Source organism: Sulfitobacter sp. TCYB15 (assembly GCF_040435955.1).
Lineage (GTDB): Bacteria > Pseudomonadota > Alphaproteobacteria > Rhodobacterales > Rhodobacteraceae > Sulfitobacter > Sulfitobacter pontiacus.
Genome location: NZ_CP159193.1, coordinates 2,932,956 through 2,955,472 on the forward strand (window position 1 = coordinate 2,932,956; position 22,517 = coordinate 2,955,472).

Annotated in this window: 21 protein-coding genes and 2 riboswitches; of the genes, 15 read left to right on the forward strand and 6 right to left on the reverse strand. The window is 64.5% G+C overall.

Annotation, left to right across the window (positions count from 1 at the left end; translation table 11 throughout):
* Positions 1-88 precede the first annotated feature (88 nt).
* Positions 89-1,549, reverse strand: coding sequence for a cobyric acid synthase (locus ABM428_RS14260; RefSeq protein WP_353628025.1), 1,461 nt, complete (start codon positions 1,547-1,549; stop codon positions 89-91).
* Positions 1,550-1,715: 166 nt separating this feature from the next.
* Positions 1,716-1,934, forward strand: a riboswitch (cobalamin riboswitch).
* Positions 1,935-2,027: 93 nt separating this feature from the next.
* Here ABM428_RS14260 and ABM428_RS14265 point away from each other — a divergent pair.
* From ABM428_RS14265 to cobJ, 7 genes are read left to right on the forward strand one after another with little or no spacing between them, the layout of a single operon-like run.
* Positions 2,028-2,408 (forward strand): DUF1636 domain-containing protein, encoded by a 381-nt coding sequence (locus ABM428_RS14265; protein WP_005850076.1) that lies wholly within the window; start codon positions 2,028-2,030, stop codon positions 2,406-2,408.
* Positions 2,405-3,439: a cobalamin biosynthesis protein CobW gene (cobW, locus tag ABM428_RS14270; protein WP_009825395.1), complete on the forward strand. Its 1,035-nt coding sequence runs from the start codon at positions 2,405-2,407 to the stop codon at positions 3,437-3,439. Before ABM428_RS14265 ends, cobW begins: the two co-directional genes overlap by 4 nt.
* A 6-nt stretch (positions 3,440-3,445) precedes the next feature.
* Positions 3,446-6,706 (forward strand): cobaltochelatase subunit CobN, encoded by a 3,261-nt coding sequence (gene cobN / locus ABM428_RS14275; RefSeq protein WP_353628026.1) that lies wholly within the window; start codon positions 3,446-3,448, stop codon positions 6,704-6,706.
* Entirely contained in the window at positions 6,703-7,845 is a 1,143-nt protein-coding gene (gene cobG, locus ABM428_RS14280; protein ID WP_353628027.1) for a precorrin-3B synthase, read from the forward strand. The genes cobN and cobG overlap by 4 nt, the downstream gene beginning before the upstream one ends.
* Complete coding sequence (locus ABM428_RS14285; protein ID WP_005850082.1) at positions 7,846-8,475, forward strand: precorrin-8X methylmutase; 630 nt, start codon at positions 7,846-7,848, stop codon at positions 8,473-8,475.
* A gap of 2 nt (positions 8,476-8,477) precedes the next feature.
* Positions 8,478-9,194 carry a precorrin-2 C(20)-methyltransferase gene (locus ABM428_RS14290; protein WP_353628028.1) on the forward strand — a complete coding sequence of 239 codons (717 nt, stop codon included), beginning with the start codon at positions 8,478-8,480 and terminating at the stop codon, positions 9,192-9,194.
* Positions 9,191-9,928 carry a precorrin-3B C(17)-methyltransferase gene (gene cobJ / locus ABM428_RS14295; RefSeq protein WP_348001364.1) on the forward strand — a complete coding sequence of 246 codons (738 nt, stop codon included), beginning with the start codon at positions 9,191-9,193 and terminating at the stop codon, positions 9,926-9,928. Before ABM428_RS14290 ends, cobJ begins: the two co-directional genes overlap by 4 nt.
* Here the strand turns inward: cobJ and ABM428_RS14300 are convergent.
* Positions 9,904-10,653: a cobalt-precorrin-6A reductase gene (locus ABM428_RS14300; protein ID WP_353628029.1), complete on the reverse strand. Its 750-nt coding sequence runs from the start codon at positions 10,651-10,653 to the stop codon at positions 9,904-9,906. The two genes, cobJ and ABM428_RS14300, sit on opposite strands and share 25 nt — an antisense overlap.
* Between ABM428_RS14300 and cbiE the strand changes: the two genes are divergently transcribed.
* The 7 genes from cbiE to cobF all read left to right on the forward strand — a co-directional run bounded on the left by cbiE (position 10,652) and on the right by cobF (position 16,834).
* Positions 10,652-11,848 (forward strand): precorrin-6y C5,15-methyltransferase (decarboxylating) subunit CbiE, encoded by a 1,197-nt coding sequence (gene cbiE / locus ABM428_RS14305; RefSeq protein ID WP_353628030.1) that lies wholly within the window; start codon positions 10,652-10,654, stop codon positions 11,846-11,848. The genes ABM428_RS14300 and cbiE overlap by 2 nt on opposite strands.
* Positions 11,845-12,204: a cobalamin biosynthesis protein gene (locus tag ABM428_RS14310; protein ID WP_132998348.1), complete on the forward strand. Its 360-nt coding sequence runs from the start codon at positions 11,845-11,847 to the stop codon at positions 12,202-12,204. Before cbiE ends, ABM428_RS14310 begins: the two co-directional genes overlap by 4 nt.
* Positions 12,201-12,986, forward strand: coding sequence for a precorrin-4 C(11)-methyltransferase (gene cobM, locus ABM428_RS14315; RefSeq protein WP_132998336.1), 786 nt, complete (start codon positions 12,201-12,203; stop codon positions 12,984-12,986). Before ABM428_RS14310 ends, cobM begins: the two co-directional genes overlap by 4 nt.
* Positions 12,983-14,308, forward strand: coding sequence for a cobyrinate a,c-diamide synthase (locus ABM428_RS14320; protein WP_009825405.1), 1,326 nt, complete (start codon positions 12,983-12,985; stop codon positions 14,306-14,308). The genes cobM and ABM428_RS14320 overlap by 4 nt, the downstream gene beginning before the upstream one ends.
* On the forward strand, positions 14,305-15,021 hold the full coding sequence (gene cobA / locus ABM428_RS14325) for a uroporphyrinogen-III C-methyltransferase (RefSeq protein ID WP_132998337.1): 717 nt from the start codon (positions 14,305-14,307) through the stop codon (positions 15,019-15,021). The genes ABM428_RS14320 and cobA overlap by 4 nt, the downstream gene beginning before the upstream one ends.
* Before the next feature lie 26 nt (positions 15,022-15,047).
* Positions 15,048-15,264: riboswitch (cobalamin riboswitch) on the forward strand.
* A gap of 72 nt (positions 15,265-15,336) precedes the next feature.
* Complete coding sequence (locus ABM428_RS14330) at positions 15,337-16,020, forward strand: energy-coupling factor ABC transporter permease (RefSeq protein ID WP_009825407.1); 684 nt, start codon at positions 15,337-15,339, stop codon at positions 16,018-16,020.
* 61 nt (positions 16,021-16,081) lie between these two features.
* Entirely contained in the window at positions 16,082-16,834 is a 753-nt protein-coding gene (gene cobF, locus ABM428_RS14335; protein WP_340271242.1) for a precorrin-6A synthase (deacetylating), read from the forward strand.
* 9 nt (positions 16,835-16,843) lie between these two features.
* Here the strand turns inward: cobF and cueR are convergent, their stop codons facing one another.
* Complete coding sequence (gene cueR / locus ABM428_RS14340; RefSeq protein WP_005850098.1) at positions 16,844-17,230, reverse strand: Cu(I)-responsive transcriptional regulator; 387 nt, start codon at positions 17,228-17,230, stop codon at positions 16,844-16,846.
* A 20-nt stretch (positions 17,231-17,250) separates the two neighbouring features.
* A complete protein-coding gene (locus ABM428_RS14345) occupies positions 17,251-19,707 on the reverse strand; it encodes a heavy metal translocating P-type ATPase (RefSeq protein WP_353628031.1) in 2,457 nt (818 codons plus the stop codon).
* Positions 19,708-19,894: 187 nt separating this feature from the next.
* Between ABM428_RS14345 and ABM428_RS14350 the strand changes: the two genes are divergently transcribed.
* Complete coding sequence (locus ABM428_RS14350) at positions 19,895-20,866, forward strand: NodZ family protein (protein ID WP_064215855.1); 972 nt, start codon at positions 19,895-19,897, stop codon at positions 20,864-20,866.
* Here the strand turns inward: ABM428_RS14350 and ABM428_RS14355 are convergent.
* Together ABM428_RS14355 and ABM428_RS14360 are read right to left on the reverse strand one after the other, a co-directional pair.
* Positions 20,857-21,825, reverse strand: a complete 969-nt coding sequence (locus ABM428_RS14355; protein WP_132998340.1) for a glycosyltransferase family 2 protein — start codon at positions 21,823-21,825, stop codon at positions 20,857-20,859. The two genes, ABM428_RS14350 and ABM428_RS14355, sit on opposite strands and share 10 nt — an antisense overlap.
* Positions 21,819-22,499: a sugar transferase gene (locus ABM428_RS14360; RefSeq protein WP_353628032.1), complete on the reverse strand. Its 681-nt coding sequence runs from the start codon at positions 22,497-22,499 to the stop codon at positions 21,819-21,821. Before ABM428_RS14360 ends, ABM428_RS14355 begins: the two co-directional genes overlap by 7 nt.
* Between the last annotated feature and the right edge of the window lie 18 nt (positions 22,500-22,517).

Below are 22,517 nucleotides of genomic sequence, written 5' to 3' on the forward strand. Positions count from 1 at the left end.
GGTCCTTTGCGTAAATTTGACGGCATGTATCCCCGCGATCACAAAATTAAGCAAGCGTCGTGATCGTGACCAAAGGTCAGCGCGGGTGTTATGCAACCGGTGCGGCACAGGCCAGCAGGGCGGACACGTCCAGATGGGTTTCCATATGGTCGGCCAGCGCGTCGAGCGTATCTTCCACGGTCTGACTGTAGGAGGTCGGCCCTGCCCCCAGCCCCAGTTGCGCCAACCAGGCACTGCGGAAACTATCGTTGGTAAAGAGCCCGTGCAGATAGGTGCCGGTGATCTTGCCATCGCGCGACCCTGCCCCGTCGGGGGTGCCGTTGATATGCGCAAAGGGCGTGGCGCAATCGGCCCCCACCGTCTGACCGATGTGGATTTCATAGCCGTCGATCTGCGTGCCCGTGGCGGCATGGTCGGCGGTGACGCGGGTCAGGGTCTTGTCCGGGGCCATGCGGGTTTCGACATCCAGCAGGCCCAGCCCCTCTTCGCGGCCCGCGGGGCCCTCGAAGCCCTGCGGATCCTCGATAAACCGTCCCAGCATCTGGTAGCCGCCGCAAATTCCCAGCACCGCGCCGCCGCGCCGCACATGAGCATAAAGGTCGATGTCCCAGCCTTGGGCGCGCAGAAAAGCCAGATCGCCGCGGGTGGATTTCGTGCCCGGCAGGATCACCAGATCGGCGTCCGCGGGCAGCGGCGTGCCGGGGGGGACCATGGTCAGCCGCACCGACGGCTCCGCCGCCAGCGGGTCGAGGTCGTCGAAGTTCGAGATGCGCGAGAGCATGGGGCAGACGATGTGGAACCCGCCGTCGGAGGGGGCGCGCGACAGGTCCACCGCGTCTTCGGCGGGCAGCAGATGCGCGTTGGCAAACCACGGCAATGTGCCGAACCCCGTCCAGCCGGTGCGGCGTTCAATCTCGCGGTAGCCGTCGTCAAAAAGGCTGACATCGCCGCGGAACTTGTTGACTAGAAAGCCGGTGATCATCGCCGCGTCTTCCGGGTCCATTACCACTTGGGTGCCCACGATCTGGGCGATGACGCCGCCACGGTTGATGTCTCCGGCCAAAACAACGGGTACACCTGCGGCGCGGGCAAAGCCCATATTGGCAAGGTCGTTCTGGCGTAGGTTTACCTCTGCCGGGCTGCCGGCGCCTTCGACGATGATCAGATCGGCGCTTTGCCCGAGGATTCCGAAGCTTTGAAGCACGGGGGTCATCAGCCCTGCGCGGGCCTTGCTGAAGTCACGCGCTTGCAGGGTGCTATGGCGCTGCCCTTGCACGATCACCTGCGATCCGCTGTCGGTTTCGGGCTTCAGCAGGATGGGGTTCATATGCACCGACAGGGGCCGCCCGCAGGCGATCGCTTGCAGAGCTTGGGCGCGGCCGATCTCTCCGCCGTCCTCGGTGACGGCGGCGTTGTTCGACATGTTCTGCGGCTTGAACGGCGCGACGGAAAGCCCCCGACGCGTCGCCGCGCGGCACAGGCCCGCCACCAGCATGGATTTCCCCACATTCGATCCGGTGCCCTGGATCATGATGGCGCGGGTGGGCATGGCGGGACCTCGTGTTTTTTGTGCAGCCCTTGGTGTCAGCCTGCGGTGATCCCGTCAAGCATCCGCGCGCGGCCCTGCGCATTGGTCGCCCGCGGGAAAATCGGCGCAAAGCGGGTTTGGCCCCTGCGTTATGACAGGCGCAGCTTGACAGGGGCGGGCAAATGACCAATGCAGGGCGTATGTTGGTTCCTGTCCTAGACAGGCGAAGAGGGAACGCGATACGCATTGATCCAGCCTTGGGTCAGCGCCAAGCGCAGCCGCCCCCGCGACCGTGACCGGAGAGAACTTTCAACCACTGGCCCGCAGGCTGGGAAGGTGAAGGTTCGCAAGGCAAGCTGCCTTAGATCCGCAAGCCGGGAGACCTGCCAGCATAGTTTGTAACGGGCGAACGGGGTGTTTCGCGACTGGCCTAGAACGCTGTTCGCATGTCGTTCGCTGCTGGCGATCCCCCTTGGCCCATCGACGTATGAGGCAAGATATGACCACCACGGATCAACCGGTCACCGTCACCATCTGCACCACCTGTCGCGCAGGTCAGATCACCGCCGAGGACGCGCCGCGCCCCGGGCAACAGCTGTTTGACGCGCTGTCGGGGCATCTGCCCGACGGTGTGCAGCTGCGCGGAGCCGAATGTCTGTCGGCCTGTTCGCGGGGCTGTTCGATGGTCCTGTCGGGTGGCCCGTCGCGCTGGACCTATGTGTACGGCGATCTCGACACGGACGCGCATTTGTCCGATATCGTGAAGGGCGTCTCTGCCTATGCCCAGACCTCTGATGGCGTGGTGCCCTGGCGCGAACGCCCCGTGGTCTTCCGCAAACAATCCATCGCCCGCATTCCCCCACAGGAGCCTACCGAATGACCAACCTTACCAAAATCCCCGTTACCGTGATCACCGGCTTTCTGGGCGCTGGCAAAACCACCTTTATCCGTCACCTGATGGAGAACGCGGGCTCCAAGCGTCTGGCCGTGCTGGTCAATGAATTCGGCACTGCCGGTGTGGATGGCGACATCCTGAAATCCTGCGCGATTGACAATTGCCCCGCCGAGAACATCGTCGAGCTGGCAAACGGCTGTATCTGCTGCACCGTGGCCGATGACTTCATCCCCACCATCGAAGCGCTGATGGCCCTGCCTGAAACGCCTGATCATATCCTGATCGAGACGTCGGGGCTAGCGCTGCCAAAGCCCTTGCTCAAGGCGTTTGACTGGCCAGCGATCCGGTCGCGCATCACCGTGGACGGCGTGATTACGCTGGCCGATGCCGAAGCCGTGGTCAGCGGGCAGTTCGCCCCCGATCTGGAGGCCGTGGCCGCGCAACGCGATGCTGACGACAGTCTGGACCACGAAACGCCTTTGTCCGAGGTGTTTGAAGACCAGATCGCCTGCGCCGACATCGTGCTGCTGTCCAAGGCCGATCTGGCAGGCCCCGACGGCGTCGAGGCCGCGCGCAAGGTGATCGAGGCGCATGCGCCGCGCAAGCTGCCGATCATTCCGATGACCGAAGGCGTGATCGACCCCCGCGTTGTGCTGGGTCTGGAAGCCGCCGCCGAAGATGACATCGACGCGCGCCCCAGCCACCACGACGGGCATGACGATCACGAACATGACGACTTTGAAAGCGTGGTGATCGACATGGGCGAAGTCGCCGATGTCGCCACGCTTGAGGCCGCCGTGTTGCGCTTGGCGCGCGAGCAGAAAATCCTGCGCGTCAAAGGCTATATCGCGGTGCAGGACAAACCGATGCGTCTGCTGGTGCAGGCCGTGGGCGAGCGTGTGCGCAGCCAGTTCGACCGCCCTTGGGGGGACATGCCGCGCCGCAGCCAGCTGGTTGTGATCGCGGAGCATGATCACGTGAACGAAGCCGCGATCCGCGCGGTGCTGGAGGGCTAAGCCGCCATGCATGTCGTCTTTCGCGAAAGCCACGGACTGGACCAAAGCGATCTGCCCCAAGACCTGGGGCAGACGCCGGCGGATCTGGTGGTGCTGTCCTTTTCGGACAGTGATCTGGGGGCTTTCGCGGCAGGCTGGCATCGTGCGGAAGGGGGCTTGCCGTCGTTGCGGCTGGCCAATCTGGTCGCGCTGAAACATCCGTTGTCGGTCGATACCTATGCCGAACAGACCCTTGCGGGGGCCAAGGCGGTATTGGTGCGGCTGATCGGGGGGGAAAGCTATTGGCCTTACGGGCTGGCGACCTTGCAGGATATGGCGCGCAAACAGCAGATCGCGCTGGCGGTGCTGCCTGCGGACGGGCAACCCGACCCGCGGCTCGACGCGCTGTCGACGCTGCCGCATTCGACGTTAAGACGCTTGCAACATCTGTGCGATACGGGCGGCGCGGTGGCTGCGCAGGCGGCACTGGCGCAGCTGTCGCTGGCCGCGGGGCTTTACGCGGGGCCGGCCAAAGGGGCCAAGACCGTGCCCGAGGCGGGGTTCTACCGCCCCCACACCGGCGTGATCCCCGCGCCGGACCCCTCCGACAAGCCGCGCGCGATTGTGACCTTCTACCGGTCCTATCTGACGGCTGCCGATACCGATCCTGTGGATGCGCTGATCACCGCGCTCGACGCGCGTGGCTTTGACGCCGTGGGGCTCTTCGCGCCCAGCCTCAAGGGAGACACCGCGCCGTGGATCGCGCAGCAGATCGCCCGGCTTGATCCGGCGGTGATCGTGAACGCCACCGCTTTCTCCGCCCAGCGCGGGCCGGATGAACCCTCCGTTCTGGGCGCATCGGATTGCCCCGTGGTGCAGGTCGCCCTATCGACCGCGCGTCGGCGCGATTGGGCCGGATCAGAGCGCGGGCTGTCGCCTACCGATCTGGCAATGCATGTCGTGTTGCCCGAGGTGGATGGCCGTCTGTTCGGCGGTGTCGTCAGCTTTAAGCAGCCCGGCAAACGGGACGAGGCGCTGCAATACAGCCGTTTCGCCCATCGCGCCGACGCGAACCGCGTGGATTTCATCGCCGCTCGCGTGCAGCGCTTGCACCAGCTACGGGTGCAGGACAACGCGGCAAAGTCTGTGGGGGTGGTGCTGTCCACCTACCCCGGCAAAGACTGGAACATGGCCCATGCGCTGGGGCTGGATGCGCTGGCTTCGTTGCGGGAGATGACGGCGCAGCTGGCGGCGAAGGGCTATGACGTGGCTGCGCAGGACTTTACCGATACGCAAACGGTTGCCGGCCGTCTTGGCACCGAAACGCTCCGCTGGCCGCTGGCAGAGTATGAGGTCGCGCTTGCAAAGCTGCCACAGGCGTTGCGCGATGACCTGACCGAAAGCTGGGGCGCGCCGCAGGATGATCCGCTGTTTCACGACGGGGCGTTCTGTTTTCCGGCGCTGCGCAGTGGCAAGCTGCTGGTCGCGTTGCAACCCGAACGCGGGGCGCTGGCCGAACGGGACGATGACTATCACGACCTGAGCCGCACGCCGCGCCCGGGCTATGTCGCGTTCTATCTGTGGCTGCAACAGCAGGCGGATGCGATGGTGCATGTCGGGGCCCATGGCACGCTGGAATGGCTGCCGGGCAAATCCGTCGCCCTGTCTGACGCCTGCTGGCCCGAGGCGTTGATCGGCCCGATGCCGGTGATCTATCCCTTTATCGTCAATGACCCCGGTGAGGCCGCGCAGGCCAAACGCCGTATCGGGGCCGTGACCGTGGGCCATATGCCTCCCCCGTTGGTGACATCGAAACTGCCCGATGCATTCGGACGGTTGGAACGGCTGCTGGATGAATACTCGACCGCGGACGGGCTGGACCCTGCGCGGCGCGACCGGCTGATCGCGGACATCCGAGCCGAGGCGCAGGGCCGCGGGGTTGAACAGGACCTCGGCCTTGATGCCAGCGCCAGCGCGGCAGAGGCGCTGACCCGCATTGACCGTTTTGTCTGCGACATCAAGGAAACGCAATATGGCGACGGGCTGCATGTCTTTGGCGCAGGCGATCATGGGACGGGCGAGATCGACGGGCTGATCGCGGCGCTGTCTGCGCGGTTTGTGCCCCCCGGCCCGTCGGGGTCCCCCTATCGCGGGCGCAGCGATGTGCGGCCCACGGGGCGCAACCTGTTTACCACCGATCCACGGGCCGTGCCCTCGCGTGCGGCCTATACCCAAGGGGTGAAGCTGGCCGAAGAATTGTTGCGCAAGCATTTGCAGGATCACGGCGACTGGCCCAAGGGGTTGGTCATGGACATGTGGGGCTCTGCCACCATCCGCACGGCGGGGGAAGAGTTTGCCATGGCGCTGCATCTGGCGGGTCTGTCCCCCCGCTGGGATGACGGCAGCGACCGCGTAAGCGGGTTCGACATTCTGCCGCTTGCGCTGTTGAACCGTCCGCGCATTGATGTGACCCTGCGGGTGTCGGGCCTGTTCCGCGATATGTTCCCCGGTCTGGCGCAGCTGTTCGAGACGGCAATCGCCAAGCTGGCCGAGCGTCCCGAAACGGCTGCTGATAACCCCTATCTGGTGCAGACCCCCCGTGTCTTTGGCCCGCGCCCGGGATCCTATGGTTTGGGCATCGGCACCGCGATGGACGACTATTCCGACGAGGCGCGCACAGCGGCGGGCGAGGCGTGGCTGGCTGCGTCGTCCTACGCGATAGACGCGCGCGGAGAGATCACCTATGCCCGCGACGCGCTTGAGACGCAGCTGACGCGGGCCGATAGTTTCGTGCACCTGCAAGACCTGCCCGAGACCGATCTGCTGATGGCAGAGGATTACGCCGCCCATGAGGCCGGCTTTGCCGCCGCGATGCAGCGTTTGGGCAAGGGCGGGGCTGCCGCGCTGTACCATCTGGATGCCACCCGCCCCGACCAGCCCCGTGCCCGCACCCTGACCGAGGAGCTCGCCCGTGTGGTGCGCGCCCGTGCCGCCAACCCCGATTGGGCCACTGGCATGATGGCGCATGGTTTCCGCGGTGCCGCCGAGATTGCCGCGACGCTGGATCACCTTGCCGCCTTTGCGCATCTGGCGGGCGTCGTGCCGGACCATCTGTTCGACGCCATGTTCGATGCCACGTTGGGGCGCGATGATCTGGTCGACTTTATGCAGGACGCCAACCCGCAAGCACTTGCTGCGTTGCGCGCGCGGTTTGATGCGCTGCACCGGGCGGGGCTTTGGACGTCGCGCCGCAACTCTGTCCTTGCCGAATTGGGCACCCCCGCATGAGCGCGCCGCAGGTCTTTGGCTGGTGCCCCGGTGCGCTGCGGCCGATGATGTCGGGCGACGGGCTGGTGGTGCGGCTGCGTGTGCCGATGGGGCGGCTGAGCCCTGTCCAAATCCGCCGCGTTGCCACGCTGGCGCGCACCCATGGCAACGGGATGATCGACCTGTCGGCCCGCGCGAACCTGCAGCTGCGCGGGGTGACAACGGATAGCCATGCCGCATTGGTCGACGGGCTGCGCGAGATTGGCCTTGTCGATGCCGATCTGGCGGCAGAGGCGCGGCGCAATATCACCGTGACGCCGTTCTGGCAGGATGGGGACGACAGCCACCGCGTGGCGCAAGCTCTGGCCCATGCGCTTTCCGATGATGGCGCACCCGACCTGCCCAGCAAGTTTGGCTTTGCGATCGATTGCGGGGCGCGGCCTGTGCTGACGCGCACCTCTGCCGACATCCGGATCGAACGCAGCGCCGCTGGCCTGATCTGCCGGGCGGACGGGGCAGAGGTGGGGCAGTCGGTGCGCGTTGAGACTGCCGCAGATGCCGCACTGACGCTGGCCCGCTGGTTTCTGGACACCGGTGGCGTGACCGACGGGCGGGGGCGCACGGCGGCGCATATCGCGACGCGGGGGGCTCCTGTTGGCTCTGATACCGCCCCCCTGCCCACTGCGCCCGTCCCCGAGCCGGGTGTGACCCCGCAAGGCACGCTTCTCGGGTTTGCCTTTGGCCAGACCACGGCGGAAAGCTTTGCACAGCTGGCGGAGCTTGGTGCCCTGCGGCTGACTCCTTGGCGCATGGTGTTGATCGAAGGGGCCGCCCCCTCGGCTCCGCTGCCCGATTTCATCACCGACGCCCGCGATCCGCGCCGCCGTGTGCAGGTCTGCACCGGTGCCCCCGGCTGTCGTCAGGCTTTGTCGGACACACGCGATGCCGCCCGCGCCATTGCCGCGCATCTCTCGCCAGACAGCGACGACACGATCCATATCTCGGGCTGTGCCAAAGGCTGCGCCCATCCCGCCCCTGCCCCCGTCACGCTGACCGCCAGCTATGACGGGCATTTCACCCTTATCCGCCACGGGCGCGCAGGCGATCCGCCGCAAAGCGCGCCGCTGACAGTGACCCAAATTCAAGACAGGAGGCTTTGAGTGCCCCACACCTACGAGACCAACGGTGCCGCGATCTATCTGGAAAGCTTTGCCACCATCCGCGCCGAGGCCGATCTGGCGCGGTTCACCCCCGATGAGGAACGTGTCGCCGTTCGGATGATCCACGCCGCCGGTCTGGTCGGGTTGGAAAAGCACGTACAGTTTTCTGAAAACATGGCGCAGATTGCACGGGCGGCGCTGGCGGACGGTGCGCCGATCTTATGTGATGCGCATATGGTGTCCGAAGGGATCACCCGCACGCGCTTGCCCGCTGACAACCAGATCATCTGCACCCTGCGCGACCCCAAGGTGCCAGAGCTGGCGCAGCAGATGGGCAACACACGCTCTGCCGCGGCGCTCGAACTGTGGCGGCCACATCTGGCGGGGGCTTTGGTGGCCATCGGCAACGCGCCAACGGCGCTGTTCCACCTGCTCAATATGCTCGAAGATCCCGACTGCCCGCGCCCTGCGGCGATCATCGGCTGCCCCGTCGGCTTTGTCGGCGCGGCGGAATCGAAAGAGGCGTTGATGCAGGATTTGCCCGTGCCGTCGATGATCGTGCAGGGGCGTTTGGGCGGTTCGGCGATTACAGTGGCGGCGGTGAACGCGCTGGCCACGTGGAAGGAATAACGATGGGCAAGGTCATTTGCATCGGGCTTGGCCCCGGCGATCCCGAATTGATGAGCGTCAAGGCGCATCGCCTGCTAACTGGCGCGCAGCACGTCGCGTTTTTCCGCAAACCCGGACGGCGCGGACAGGCCCGCACCATCGTGGACGGCATCATGGCCGAGACGACGGTGGAACATGCGATGGAATACCCCGTCACGACAGAGATCCACTTCAGCGATCCTGAGTACAACCGTCTGCTGTCGACCTTCTACGACGATTGGGCTGACCGTTTGACCGACCTTGCCCAGACCGAAGATGTGATCGTGCTTTGTGAAGGGGATCCGTTCTTTTACGGGTCGTTCATGCATCTGCACAGCCGCCTTCAGGGCCGCGCCGAGGTCGAGATCGTGCCCGGCATCACCGGCATGTCGGGCTGCTGGACCGCGACAGGGCATCCGATCACCTGGGGCGATGATGTGCTGACCGTGCTCATGGCCACGCTGGACGAGGAAGAGCTGGCCACGCGGGCCGCCAATACCGATGCGCTAGTGGTGATGAAGATCGGGCGCAACCTCGATAAGTTGAAGCGCGCTTTGACCAAGGCGGGCCGTTTGCAGGACGCATGGCTGGTGGAGAAAGGCACGATGGCGGGGCAGACGGTGCAAAAGCTGACGGAAGTCCCGGCCGACGTGCCCTATTTCTCGATCGCGATCGTGCATGGTCAGGGACGGCGGCCATGACCGGCTGGGTGCGCGTTGTCGGCCTTGGCCCCGGAGACGAGGCGCTGGTCACGCCAGAGGTGCGCGCCACCGTGGACGCGGCGACCGATATTGTCGGCTACATCCCTTATGTGCGCCGGATTGCCCCGCGCGACGGGCTGACCCTGCATGAAAGCGACAACCGGGTAGAGCTGGACCGCGCCGCACATGCGCTTGAAATGGCGGCGGCGGGGCGGCGCGTTGTGGTGGTGTCTTCGGGCGATCCGGGGGTTTTTGCCATGGCCTCTGCCCTGTTCGAGGCGTTGGAGAAAGGCCCGAACGACTGGCTGGCAATCGATATTCGCGTCCTGCCCGGCATCACCGCGATGCTCGCGGCGGCGGCGCGGTTGGGGGCACCGTTGGGGCATGATTTCTGCGCGATCAACCTGTCGGACAATCTGAAGCCCTGGTCGCTGATCGAAAAACGACTGCGGCTGGCGGGGGAAGCGGGGTTTGCCATGGCGTTCTACAACCCGCGCTCGGCCTCGCGGCCGCATCAGTTCGCCACCGCGCTTGATATTCTGCGCGAGGCCTGCGGGCCGGAGACCTTGATCTCTTTCGCGCGCAACGTCAGCCACCCGGACGAGACATTGCGCACCGTCACGCTGGCCGAAGCGACGCCGGAGATGGCCGATATGCGCACGGTCGTGATCGTCGGTAACGCCGATACCCGCCGCGTCGGGACACATATCTACACGCCACGGTCCGTCGTATGATCAAGCCACGCCAGGATATCGTCGAGCCGCGCAAATGTGGTGCGAGGGGGCACCGCGGGGCGCTGGATCATCAGCACGCGCAGCCCCAGTTCGCGCGCGGCGATAAGCTTGGCCTCGGCCCCCGTGCCGCCGGCGTTCTTGGCGATGATCAGCTTGGTCCCGTGGTCACGCAGCAGGGCGATGTCTCCGGCCACGTCGAAGGGTCCGCGGGCGAGGGTCACGGTCGTATGCGGCAAGGGCAGCGGCGCGTCGGGCTGGTCCACCAGCCGCAGCAGATAATGGTGCTGCGGATGGTTGGCAAAGACGGACAGCGCCTGCTTGCCGATGGCCAGAAAGACCCGCGTCGGCACCTGCGGCAGGGATGCGGCGGCGGCTTCGATACTTGGCAGATGGGTCCAATTGTCGGCGGCAGTCTCGGCCCACGGGGCACGTTCAAACGCGGCCAGCGGGATGCCTGCCTGCGTGCTGGCGGCATGGGCGTTACGGCTCATCTGCGCGGCGAAGGGATGGGTCGCGTCGATCACGCGGGTGATGTTATTTTGTGCGATGAAATCGAGCAATCCGGCCACGCCGCCAAAGCCACCCACGCGGGTGGGCAGCGGCTGCGCCACGGGGGCGGCCGTGCGTCCGGCATAGCTGAACAGCGCATCATCGCCACGGTCGGCCAGCGCGCGTGCGAGGTTCGACGCCTCTGTCGTGCCGCCAAGAATGAGGGTGCGCGTCATGGCTGATCCTGTTGCTGCCTGGGTGACCCTGATCGGTCTGGGCGAAGATGGCCTTGCTGGGCTGACCGATGCAAGCCGAAAGGCGCTGGCAGAGGCCGATGTGATCTTTGGCGGAGCGCGGCATCTGGCGCTTTGTGACGCGGGCGCGCGGGGGCGGGAATGGCCGCTGCCGTTCAGTGTAGCGCCGGTGTTGGAACATCGCGGGCGTGCGGTTGTGGTGCTCGCATCGGGTGATCCGTTCTGGCACGGCGTGGGCGGTACGCTGGCGCAGGTGCTGGACCCGTCGGAATGGCGCTGCTTTCCCGCGCCGTCCTGCATGACGCTCGCCGCTGCGCGGCTTGGCTGGCGGTTGGAGGAGGTCACGACCCTTGGCCTGCATGCTGCCCCGTTCGAGGTGTTGTTGCCCCATCTGGCCGACGGTGCGCGGCTGATCTGCACGTTGCGCGATGGTGCGGCCCCTGCGGCGCTGGCAGACTATCTGACCGCGCAGGGTTTCGGCGCGTCCCGCCTGACGGTGATGGAGGCGCTTGGCGGTCCGCGTGAAATCGCGCGCGCGGCCGATGCTGCGACGTTTGACCTGGACGGCGTCGCCGCCCCTGTGGTGGTGGCGATTGCGGTGTCGGGGGGGGCTGGGATCAGCCACGCGCCCGGACGGCCCGAGGCGCTTTTTGCCCATGACAGCCAGATCACCAAATCCCCGATGCGCGCGTTGACGCTGGCCGCGCTGGCCCCCCGCGCGGGGGAGCTGCTGTGGGATGTGGGGGGCGGGTCGGGCTCTGTCTCTGTTGAATGGTGTCTGGCCGCGCCGCACGCGCAGTCCATCGCAATCGAGCCGCGCGAAAGCCGCTGCGATAATATCACCGAGAACGCCCGCCGCTTTGGGCTGGGGGGTCGGATGCGCTGCGTGCAGGGCACGGCGCCCGATGCGCTGGCCGATCTGCCCCTGCCCGCTGCGGTCTTTCTGGGGGGTGGCGCGTCAGAGGATGTCTTGCAGGCGATCTGGGACAGGATCACGCCGGGCACGCGGCTGGTGGCGAATGCGGTGGCGCTTGAAACCCAAGCCTTGCTGATCCGCTGGCAAGGGATCCACGGCGGGCAATTGCTGCGGATCGATCTGGCACAGGCGGCCCCCTTGGGGACCATGCAGGGCTGGCACCCCAGCCGCCCGCAACTGCAATGGAGCGTGACCCGATGATCGTCGCGGGCATAGGATTGCGCGCTGAAGCGACCGAGGTGGATTTACGCGCGGCCCTTGCGCTGACACGGCGCAGGCCGGACACGCTCGCGACCCTCGCGATCAAGGTGACGCCGGCGCTACGGCGCTTTGCCGACAGTCTGGGATTGCCGCTGATCGAACTGTCGGAAGCCGATATCGCAGACATCCCGACGCGTACCGTGTCGCCGCGCGTGCAGGCGCGGTTCGGGACCGGATCACTTGCCGAGGCCGCCGCATTGCGCGTTGCCGGTCGCGGTGCCAAATTGACGACCTTGCGTGTGACCAGCCCCAATGGCATGGCCACCGTAGCTATCGCGGAAGGAATTGCCCCATGACTGTTCACTTTATCGGCGCGGGCCCCGGTGCCCCTGATCTGCTGACCCTGCGGGGGCGCGACCTGATCGCGGCCTGCCCTGTGTGTCTGTATGCCGGATCGCTGATCCCGTCTGAGCTGCTGTCCTACTGCCCTGCGGATGCGAAGATCGTGAACACCGCGTCGCTGTCGCTGGACGAGATCATGGCAGAGATCAAGGCCGCCGATGATGCGGGGCAGGATGTGGCGCGGCTTCATTCGGGTGATCTGTCGGTCTGGTCCGCCATGGGCGAGCAGCTGCGCCGCTTGCGCGAGTTGGACATCGACTATGACATCACCCCCGGCGTGCCCGCCTTTGCCGCTGCCGCCGCCGCTTTGGGGAACGAGCTGACGCTGCCCGGTGTGGCGCAGTCGCTGGTGTTGACGCGGACCTCGGGGCGGGCCTCGGCCATGCCCGAGGGTGAAACGCTCGAGAATTTCGCCGCCACGGGTGCCACGCTGGCGATCCACCTGTCGGTACATGTGCTGGATGATGTGGTCGCGCGGCTCACCCCTCATTACGGAGAAGACTGCCCCGTCGCCATCGTCTGGCGCGCAAGCTGGCCGGATCAACGGGTGGTGCGGGCGACCTTGGGCAGCGTGATTGACGCCACCGACGGCGAACGCGGGCGCACGGCGCTGATCCTTGTCGGCCGCGCGCTGACGGCAGAGGAGTTCCGCGAAAGCTGTCTGTACGCTGGCGATTACGACCGCCGTTTCCGCCCCGTGGGCACAGAGCCGCGCTTTCCAGAGGGCACAGAATGATCGAGACAACGCAACTGCCCAAGGGCCTGATGATCTCGGCCCCGGCGTCGGGCACGGGCAAGACCACCTTGATGCTGGGCCTGCTCAACGCGCTCAGCCGTCGCGGCGTCGACGTGCGCCCGTTCAAGAGCGGGCCGGATTACATCGACCCCGGTTTCCACCGCGCGGCCTGCGGGCGGTCGTCCTATAATATCGATAGCTGGGCCATGGGCTCGGGCGTGTTGTGCAATCTGATCGGCACCGCCCATGGCGGCGATCTGGCCCTGATCGAAGGGTCAATGGGGCTGTTCGATGGTGTGGCGCAACCGGGGGAAACCTCGAACGGGGCGAGCGCGGATATCTCTGCCATGACGGGCTGGCCGGTGGTGTTGCTGCTGGATGTATCGGGTCAGGCGCAATCGGCTGCGGCCACCGCCCTTGGGTTCAAGACGATGCGCCCGGATGTGCATGTCGCGGGTGTGGTGCTGAACAAGGTCGCCAGCCCCCGCCACGAGGCGCTGCTGCGTCTGGGGATGGAGCAGGTCGGCATCCCCGTTCTGGGCGCGCTGCCCCGACAGGGATCGGTCACGCTGCCGGAACGTCACTTGGGTCTGGTGCAGGCCGAGGAACAGCCCGAGCTGATGAAGCTGCTGGATGCGGCAGGTGACTTCATCGCGCAGCATATCGATCTTGATCTGATCGTCTCTGCCGCCCAAGGGCGCAGTATCCCCGACGGGCCAGATGTGTTGCCCCCGCCCCCCGGTCAACGGATCGCTTTGGCCAAGGACGCCGCGTTTTCGTTCATCTATCCGCATTTGCTGGACCACTGGATCGCCGCGGGTGCGCAGGTGTTGCCCTTCTCGCCGCTGGCGGATGAGGCACCGGACGACAGCGCCGACATCTGCTGGCTGCCCGGTGGCTATCCCGAGCTGCATGCCGGACGCCTTGCCGCTGCCGCGCAGTTCCGCGACAGCCTGCAACAGTTCGCCACGACGCGCCCGGTGCATGGGGAATGCGGGGGCTATATGGCGATGGGGGCCGGGTTGGTCGACAAGGAAGGCGTGCGGCACCAGATGGCGGGGCTGCTGGGGCTGGAAACCAGCTATGAGAAGCGCAAGATGCATCTGGGCTACCGGCTTGCCACGCTGAACGAACCCGGCCCCGGCTATGACGCGGGCGCGCGGTTGCGCGGGCATGAATTCCACTATTCTACGATCCTGTCGCAACCAGATACGCCGCTGGCGCGGGTGGTCGATGCCAATGGGGCCGAAGTGCCCGAGACAGGCTCGCGCCGCGGCCATGCCACCGGCACGTTCTTTCACCTGATTGCGGGGGCGTCATGAGCGGTTTTGTCTCTTTCGTATCCTCCGGTCCAGGTGATCCTGAACTGCTGACCGTGAAGGCGGTAAAGCGGTTGCAAGAGGCCGAAGTCGTGCTGTTCGACGATCTGTCGGCGGGTCCTATCCTTGAACATGTCTCGCCCGAGGCGGATCTGATCGGGGTGGGCAAACGCGCCGGACGGCTGTCTCCGAAGCAGGATCACGTGAGCCGCCTGCTGGTCGAACACGCATTGACCGGCGCGCGGGTGGTGCGGCTCAAAAGCGGGGACGCGGGCGTGTTTGGCCGGCTTGAAGAAGAGCTGACCGCGCTGAAAGCGGCAGGCGTCGCCTTCGAGATCATCCCCGGCGTCACGGCGGCGTCTTCGGCGGCGGCGGCGGCGATGATCCCGCTGACCCGGCGGCTGACCGCGCGGCGGGTGCAATTCATCACCGGCCACGGCGAATCGGGTGCCTTGCCCGAAGATCTGAATATGGCGGCGCTGGCCGACCCTACGGCGACCACGGTCGTCTACATGGGGCGGCGCACCTTTGCGGATTTCGCCGCGCGGCTGATCGAGGCGGGCTTGCCCCCCTCGACCCCTGCCCTGCTGGCAGAGGCGGTATCGACCCCCGATCAAAAGCTGAGCCGCCACACCGTGGAAAGCCTTGCCCATCTGCCGCTAGATCCCGCAACGTCAGCGCCTGCGCTGATCCTTTACGGGCCTTTGACCGAATAGATGACTTGACAAAACCGGCCCGAAAATGACCACCTATTCCGGACGGTTCCCCGTGCGCCTTCGGGCAATCGGGGTGAAAAGGGAATACGGTGCGGTGCCAAAGCAAAGGTGCCAAATCCGGAACTGCCCCCGCACCTGTAAGTGAAGAGCAACCCGCATTGCCACTGGGCCAGACCGCCTGGGAAGGCGCGGCACGCATGGACGCACAAAGTCAGGAGACCTGCCGTCATGGGGATGATCCCCGATCCAACTGGCTGCCCCCCCGGGGCGGCTTTCACATTATGCCGTCGGGGAAGACGGTAAGGAGACCTGAATATGCATATCGAACCCGAAGTCGTGACCGGCGCCAAGCTGGTCCTGTCCTATGGCACCGCCGCCGGTGCTGCGGCCTATACCGCGAAAACCGCAATGGACTCTGTCCGTGAGAAAGGCGTCGTGCCTTTTGCTGGCGGGGCCATGGTGGCCACCGCGCTGACCTTTGTCTTTTTTCAGGTCTTCCCGCATTTCCCCGTGGGCGTGAGCGAAGTGCACCTGATCCTAGGGTCGACCCTGTTCCTGCTGTTCGGCGTGGCCCCTGCGGCTGCCGGTCTGGCGCTTGGTCTGCTGGCGCAGGGCGTGTTCTTTGCCCCCATCGACCTGCCGCAATACACGATGAACGTCACCACGCTGCTGGTGCCCTTGTTCATGGTCTCGGCGCTGGCCAAACGCATCATTGCGCCCAACACCGCCTATGTTGATCTGACCTATGTTCAAGCGCTCAAGCTGTCGACCGCGTTTCAGGCGGGCGTTGTGGGCTGGGTGGCGTTCTGGGCCATCTACGGTCAGGGCTTTGCCGCCAGCAACATCGCCGCTGTAGCCAGCTTTGGCGGGGCCTATATGATGGTCATCCTGATCGAGCCGCTGGTGGATCTGGCCGTGCTCGCCGCCGCGAAAACCCTGCGCGATTTCGCAGGCAGCGCGCTGTTCACCAAACGTCTGACACAGACTGCCGCTGAATAATCCAAGACCCGACGCGGCCCCCTACTCTGCGGGCCGCGTCACCCCCTGCCGGAGCCTCAAGATGTTTACGCTTTCACTGATCGGCATCGGGTCCGGCAATCCCAAACACCTGACATTACAAGCCATCGACGCGCTGAATGCCTGCGATGTGATCCTGATCCCGTCCAAGGGCGCGGGCAAGGATGATCTGGCTGGCCTGCGGCACGAGATTTGCGCCCAGGTGCTGCGGTCGGACGGGCCTGAAATTCACGAATTCACCCTGCCCAAACGCGACGCCGCCAACCCTGATTATCACGCGGGCGTCCACGATTGGCATGATGCCATTGCACAGGTCTGGCTGGCCGAGATGCAGCGCACCCTGCCCCAAGGCGGCCGTGTCGGCTTTCTCGTTTGGGGGGATCCATCGCTGTATGACAGCACCCTGCGCATTGCGGAGCGGTTGCAAAAGGTCGTCACACTCACCGTCGATGTCGTGCCGGGGATTACCTCGCTTCAGGTACTGACGGCGGGCCATGCGATCCCGCTGAACACCATCGGCAATCCCGTCACGATCACCACCGGACGGCAGCTGCGCGATCATGGTTGGCCGCAGGGTGTGGATACGATTGCCGTCATGCTGGACGGCACCTGCGCCTTCGAGGTGTTGCGGCAGCACAGCGACATACACATCTGGTGGACCGCCTATGCCGGCATGCCGAACGAGCGTCGCATCGCAGGCCCGCTGGATCAGGTCTGCGACCGCATCATCGCAACACGGGCAGAGGCCCGCGCCGCCCATGGCTGGATCATGGATATCTACCTGCTGCGCCGGTAGACACGCGCACTACAGCTTTTCGAGCCGTTGCAAGATCGGGCAGTCGGGGCGGTCATCGCCAGCGCATTCATGCACCAGATGGGTCAAGGTCTGACGAATATCTTGCAGGTCCGCGATCTTGCTTTCGATCTGCGCCAAATGTTGCTGGGCGATGGCACGGACATCGGCGCTGGCGCGATCCTGATCATCCCAAAGCGCCAGCAGGTCGCGGCAATTCTCGATCGTGAAGCCCAAGGCCCGCGCACGGCCCAGAAACGTCAGCTTGTGCACGTCGCTGTCGCAAAAGCTGCGATACCCGTTGGTGTCACGCGCGGGCGTGATCAGACCGATGTCTTCGTAGTAGCGGATGGTCTTGGCAGGCAGACCTGCGCTTTTCGACACGTCACCGATGTTCATAGACGTCTCCTTTCGTTGAATTAGGCGGTTGCTGCGGCGGCGATCCACCGCAGGCGCAGGGCGTTGAACAGGACAAAGACGCTCGACAATGCCATGGCGGCGGCGGCAAGCACGGGCGACAGCAGCACGCCGAACAGCGGATAGAGCACACCGGCTGCAACGGGGATCAGCAGCGCGTTATAGCCAAAGGCCCAGAAGAGGTTCTGCCGGATATTGCGCATGGTGTGCTGGCTGATGTGCAGGGCGTTCACCACCCCTTGCAGATCGCCCGACATCAACACCACGTCGGCCGCTTCGATGGCGACATCCGTTCCGGTACCGATGGCGATACCCACGTCGACCCCCGCCAGCGCGGGCGCATCATTGATCCCGTCCCCGACAAAGGCGACCTTGTGGCCCGCCTGTTGCAGGTCCTCCAGCGCGGCGACCTTGCCGTCGGGCAGCACTTCGGCGACCACGGTATCGATCCCCAAACGGTCGGCAATCGCGTGTGCCGTCGCCTTGTTGTCACCGGTGATCATCGCGATTTTCAGCCCCGCTTCGTGCAGTGCCTCCAACGCTTGGGGCGTCGTTTCCTTGATCGGGTCGGCGACGCCGATCATCGCGACAAGCGCCCCATCCACGGCGGCGAAAAGCGGTGTCTTGCCCTCTGCCCCCCATGCTGCCGACCGCCCCTCTGCCGCGGCGAGAGAGACCCCTTCGGCCTGCATGAAACGGTCCGCCCCGACAAGCACGCGATGCCCTTCGACTTCGGCGCGTACACCGTGGCCGGTTTGCGAGGCAAAAGAGGTTACCGCTGCCAGCGACAGCCCCTGTGTTTCGGCATGGCGCAGGATGGCGCTGGCAATCGGGTGCTCTGACTGTGCCTCGACCGACGCAACGAGCCGCAACGCATCGGCCTGCGACCAGCCGTTGAAGACATCCAGATCCGTCACCTCGGGCCGCCCGGCGGTCAGCGTGCCGGTTTTATCAAGCGCGATGGTATCGACCTCGGCCAAGACCTGCAGCGCGTCCCCCTTGCGGAACAGCACGCCCATCTCGGCCCCTCGCCCCGTGCCCACCATGATAGAGGTCGGCGTGGCCAGCCCCATCGCACAGGGGCAGGCGATGATCAGCACCGCGACGCTTGCCACCAGAGCGTGCCCCAAGGACGGCTGCGGACCGAACGCCAGCCAGACAAGGAAGGTGGCCGCGGCAATCGCCATGACGACGGGCACGAACCACATGGTGATGCGGTTGACCATATCCTGCACCGGCAGCTTGGCGCCTTGGGCGTCCTCGACCATGCGCACGATCTGCGACAGGGTCGTGTCCGCGCCCACATGGGTCGCGCGGTAAACCAGCGCACCGGTGCCATTCACCGTCCCCCCGACCACACGCGTGTCGGGCAGCTTTTCGACGGGCACGGGTTCGCCGGTGATCATGCTTTCATCGACATAGGAACTGCCACGTGTCACGGTCCCGTCTACGGCGATCTTTTCACCGGGGCGCGCATGGATCAGATCGCCGACGGTGATCGCGTCGATCGCAACCTCTGACACGTTGCCGTCTCGCTCTACCCGCGCGGTTTTAGGGCGCAGCCCGACCAGTTTGCGGATCGCTTGCCCGGTTTGGCCCTTGGCCCGCGCCTCTAGCGTGCGCCCCAGCAGGATTAGCGTGACGATCATCGCGGCGGCTTCGAAATAGACCGCTTGCGCACCGGCGGGCAGCAACTGTGGCAAGAACAGCGCCACGGTGGAAAAGCCCCATGCCGCCGTGGCCCCCAGAAACACCAGAGAGTTCATGTCAGGCGTGCGTTTCAACAGCGCTGGCACGCCGGTGACAAAAAAGCGCCGCCCGGGCCATGCCAGAACGATGGTGGTCAGTACGAACTGGATCGACCAGCTCAGCTGCTGCCCCAGCGTCGACATCACCCAATGATGGAACGCGGGGATCATATGGCCGCCCATCTCGAGCACAAACACCGGCAGGGTCAGCGCCGCGGCGAGCAGCGTCATACGTTTAAGATGCGCGGCTTCTTCAACCTTGCGGTCCGGTGCGGGGGAAGATGCGGTGTCCGTCACAGGGGTGGCGGGGTAGCCCGCGGCTTGCGCAGCCTGCACAATGGCGGCATCCGGCTCTGCGGTAAGCGACTGCACCACGGCCTCTTCCCGGGCGAGGTTGACGCTGACATCGACCACACCCGGCACGGCCGCCAAGGCGCGTTCGACCCGCCCGACGCAGGATGCACAGGACATGTTTTCAATGGCATAGCGCCGCGTTTGTACGGTGGCGGGGTAGCCTGCGGTCGCAAGTGCGGCGACGGCATCCTTGGGGTCGAAACCCGATGCCACCTGCAGCGACGCCGTTTCCGAGGCGAGGTTCACGCGGGCGTCCTGCACACCCTCCACGCGTCCAAGCGCGGTCTCGACCCGCCCCACGCAAGAGGCGCAATTCATACCGCCAATTCCAAAATTTATCGCAACTACATCGCCCATCAGTCGTCTCCTTGGGGTGTCTTGCCCCTCAGATAGGGCTTCCAGTTAATGGAAGGTCAAGCGGTGATATGGATTTTATTCGATTTCGATGCGGATTCCGGTGTCTGCCTTAGGCCGGTTAAGACTTTGGAAAGATATCTGCGGGATGGTGAGCGTCAAACGATGAGCGGAGGGTGTGTATCGACGGATGCAATCAAAAACACTGGTGATCAAGGGAAAGGGCGGATTGGGCAACCGCATCCTGTCTGCGATCTCGGGTCTGGTTTACGCTGATCTCTCCGACCGCAAGCCCGTGATCGACTGGCGCGACGGCAGCTATGCGCCGCTTGGTGAAAACGCTTATCCGCTGCTGTTCCAGTCTCCGATCGGGGACGAAGCGATTGGGGGTGCCACAATGGATGACGGGGCCGATGTTTGCCCCGCGATCTGGGCTGGCAATCTGCATCGCCAGCCCCAAGACATGATCGACACCTATATGCCGCGGTCACACTCAAACCCGTGGGGCTATCGGCGGCTTTGCGTGGATCTCAAGCGGTTGGACCAGTCTCAGGCGGTGGCGGTCTATTGGTCTTACCTGCCAAAGCTGGGCCGCATGCGACAACACCTGCGCCGGGATGCACGCTTTGCTAAACGGGGGGAGCGCGAGATTTTCGCCGATTATCTCGGCCGCTATTTTACCCCCAACGCACGGGTCCGCCATGCGCTATCGCACATGCGCCCCACGGCAAAACTGCCCAGCATCGGGGTTCATATCAGGTTCACCGATCGAAAAATCCCACTCCGCCCGGTGCTAAAGACCCTGGAGCAGCTAAAGGCCCGCCATCCGACCGCGACCATCTTTCTTGCGACGGACAGTGCCGAGATAGAGGATCGTTTGAAGCGTGCGTTCGACAAGGTCATAACCCATCCCAAACGGCTAGGCCCTGCCGGCGCGCGTTTGCATGGGCCGGATACAACATGCAACCCGCTGCAAGAGGCGGAAAATGCCCTGATCGACATGTGGCAATTGTCGCGTTGTGATCACCTGATCTATTCCCGCCGCTCGACCTTCTCTGTCACCTCTGGCTACCTGGGGCGTTTTGCCCCTGCGCGTATCCACGATGTCGAACGGTATTCTCCGACGCTTTGGGCGAAGGAACTGTTGCAACGCTATGCTTGATCATACCCCCGCAACCATGTTTTGCGGGCGGCCCAGACCGCCGCCCAATGCGCCGCCCGCGCCCGTCTTTGCGCCTTGCGCGAAGCCACGAACGGCCGCGTGGCCAAATACCGAAGCGCCGACCAAAGCCACATCAGAAAGACCCCCGCCCCCTGTTGCCACGCCGGCCAGTGATCGCGGACCAATGACGCACGCGATGTCATCACCGCGATCGCCTTTGCCTCTGTCACCGCGGTAGAGGCCCCGACATGATGCACGATCTGCGCCTTCGGCGTGATCAGCGGCTGATACCCTAAGTGAATCGCGCGCAGGCAAAGATCGGCATCCTCGCCATACATGAAATATTTCTCCGAAAAGCCGCCCAGTTGATGCCACAAGGAACGGTCGATCAACAGAAAACACCCCACAACGATATCGACAGGGCGCACAGAATTCCGCGGCCAGCGCCCGTAGGCTTCGGGGTTAAACACCGCGCTGCGCGGAAAAGCAGTGCTGAGCCCGATCGCTTTGAACAACAGGCTGGCCACGGTGGGCCGCGCCCAACAAGACGCGATATTAAGCGACCCGTCAGCAAAAATGGTGCGCCCACCCCATATCCCCGCCTGCGGATTTTCGCGCGCAAAGGCGATGAGTTGATCGACCGCATCGGTATGAAGTTCGGTATCAGGGTTCAGCAACAGTAGATAATCGGAACAACACTGCTGCGCGGCAAGATTATTCGCGCGCGCGAAGCCCAAATTCTGCGCCGAGCGGACCAGCCGGACCTGCGGAAACGCAGCAGCTATCGCGTCAGCCGAACCGTCAGAGGAGGCGTTATCCCAAACAATACACTCAAATTGAGTCAACTGCGTATGTTCATACAGCGTTTCTATCGCCCTAAGCGTCAAGTCCCGCGTGTTGTAGCTGACGATCACGACACTAAGGGCAGCCCCGCAATCAACCGTCGCCAGCTTCAGCACCCCGTCGCCCGCAACACGACACCCACGGTTGCCTTTAGTATTCGCAGATCCTCGGACAGTGACAGGACGCTGAAGTAGTGCGTGTCGAACTCTGCGCGCTCTGAAAACCTTGCTCTGTTCCGGGATGAAACCTGCCAGTTCCCACTGATCCCCGGCCGCATTCTTTCGTAGTGGTCACCCTGATAAAGCCCCCTTTGAGACACCAACATGGGTCGGGGCCCGACGAGACTCATCTCTCCTCTCAGCACGTTGACGAACTGGGGCAGTTCATCCAGTGACGTGCACCGCAAGAACCGGCCCACCGTTGTGACACGGGGATCGTGGCGCAGCTTCTGGTTTTGTCGCCATTCATCCCTGGCCTTTGGATTTTGTGCTAAATAGTCTCTTAACGAGTGCGGATCATGGGGATGCATTGTTCGCAGCTTCCACATCTTGAAGACCCGCCCATCTTTGCCGACGCGTTCTTGGCTGAAGAACGGAGACTGCCCAGTTGCTGACACAAGACAGGCAAGAAGGCAGATCACGAGAACCACGATCGGTGCAGATAAAATGCAAAAGACGATGTCAAAACAGCGCTTCCCATATAGACGATAAAGCTCCCGATGCAGATCGCTTCGCCGCAGGGTGTTCACGCGTGGATGGGCTTGGCGTTTAAAGACATTTGTATGATGCACCGGAAACTCCTTCTTCGG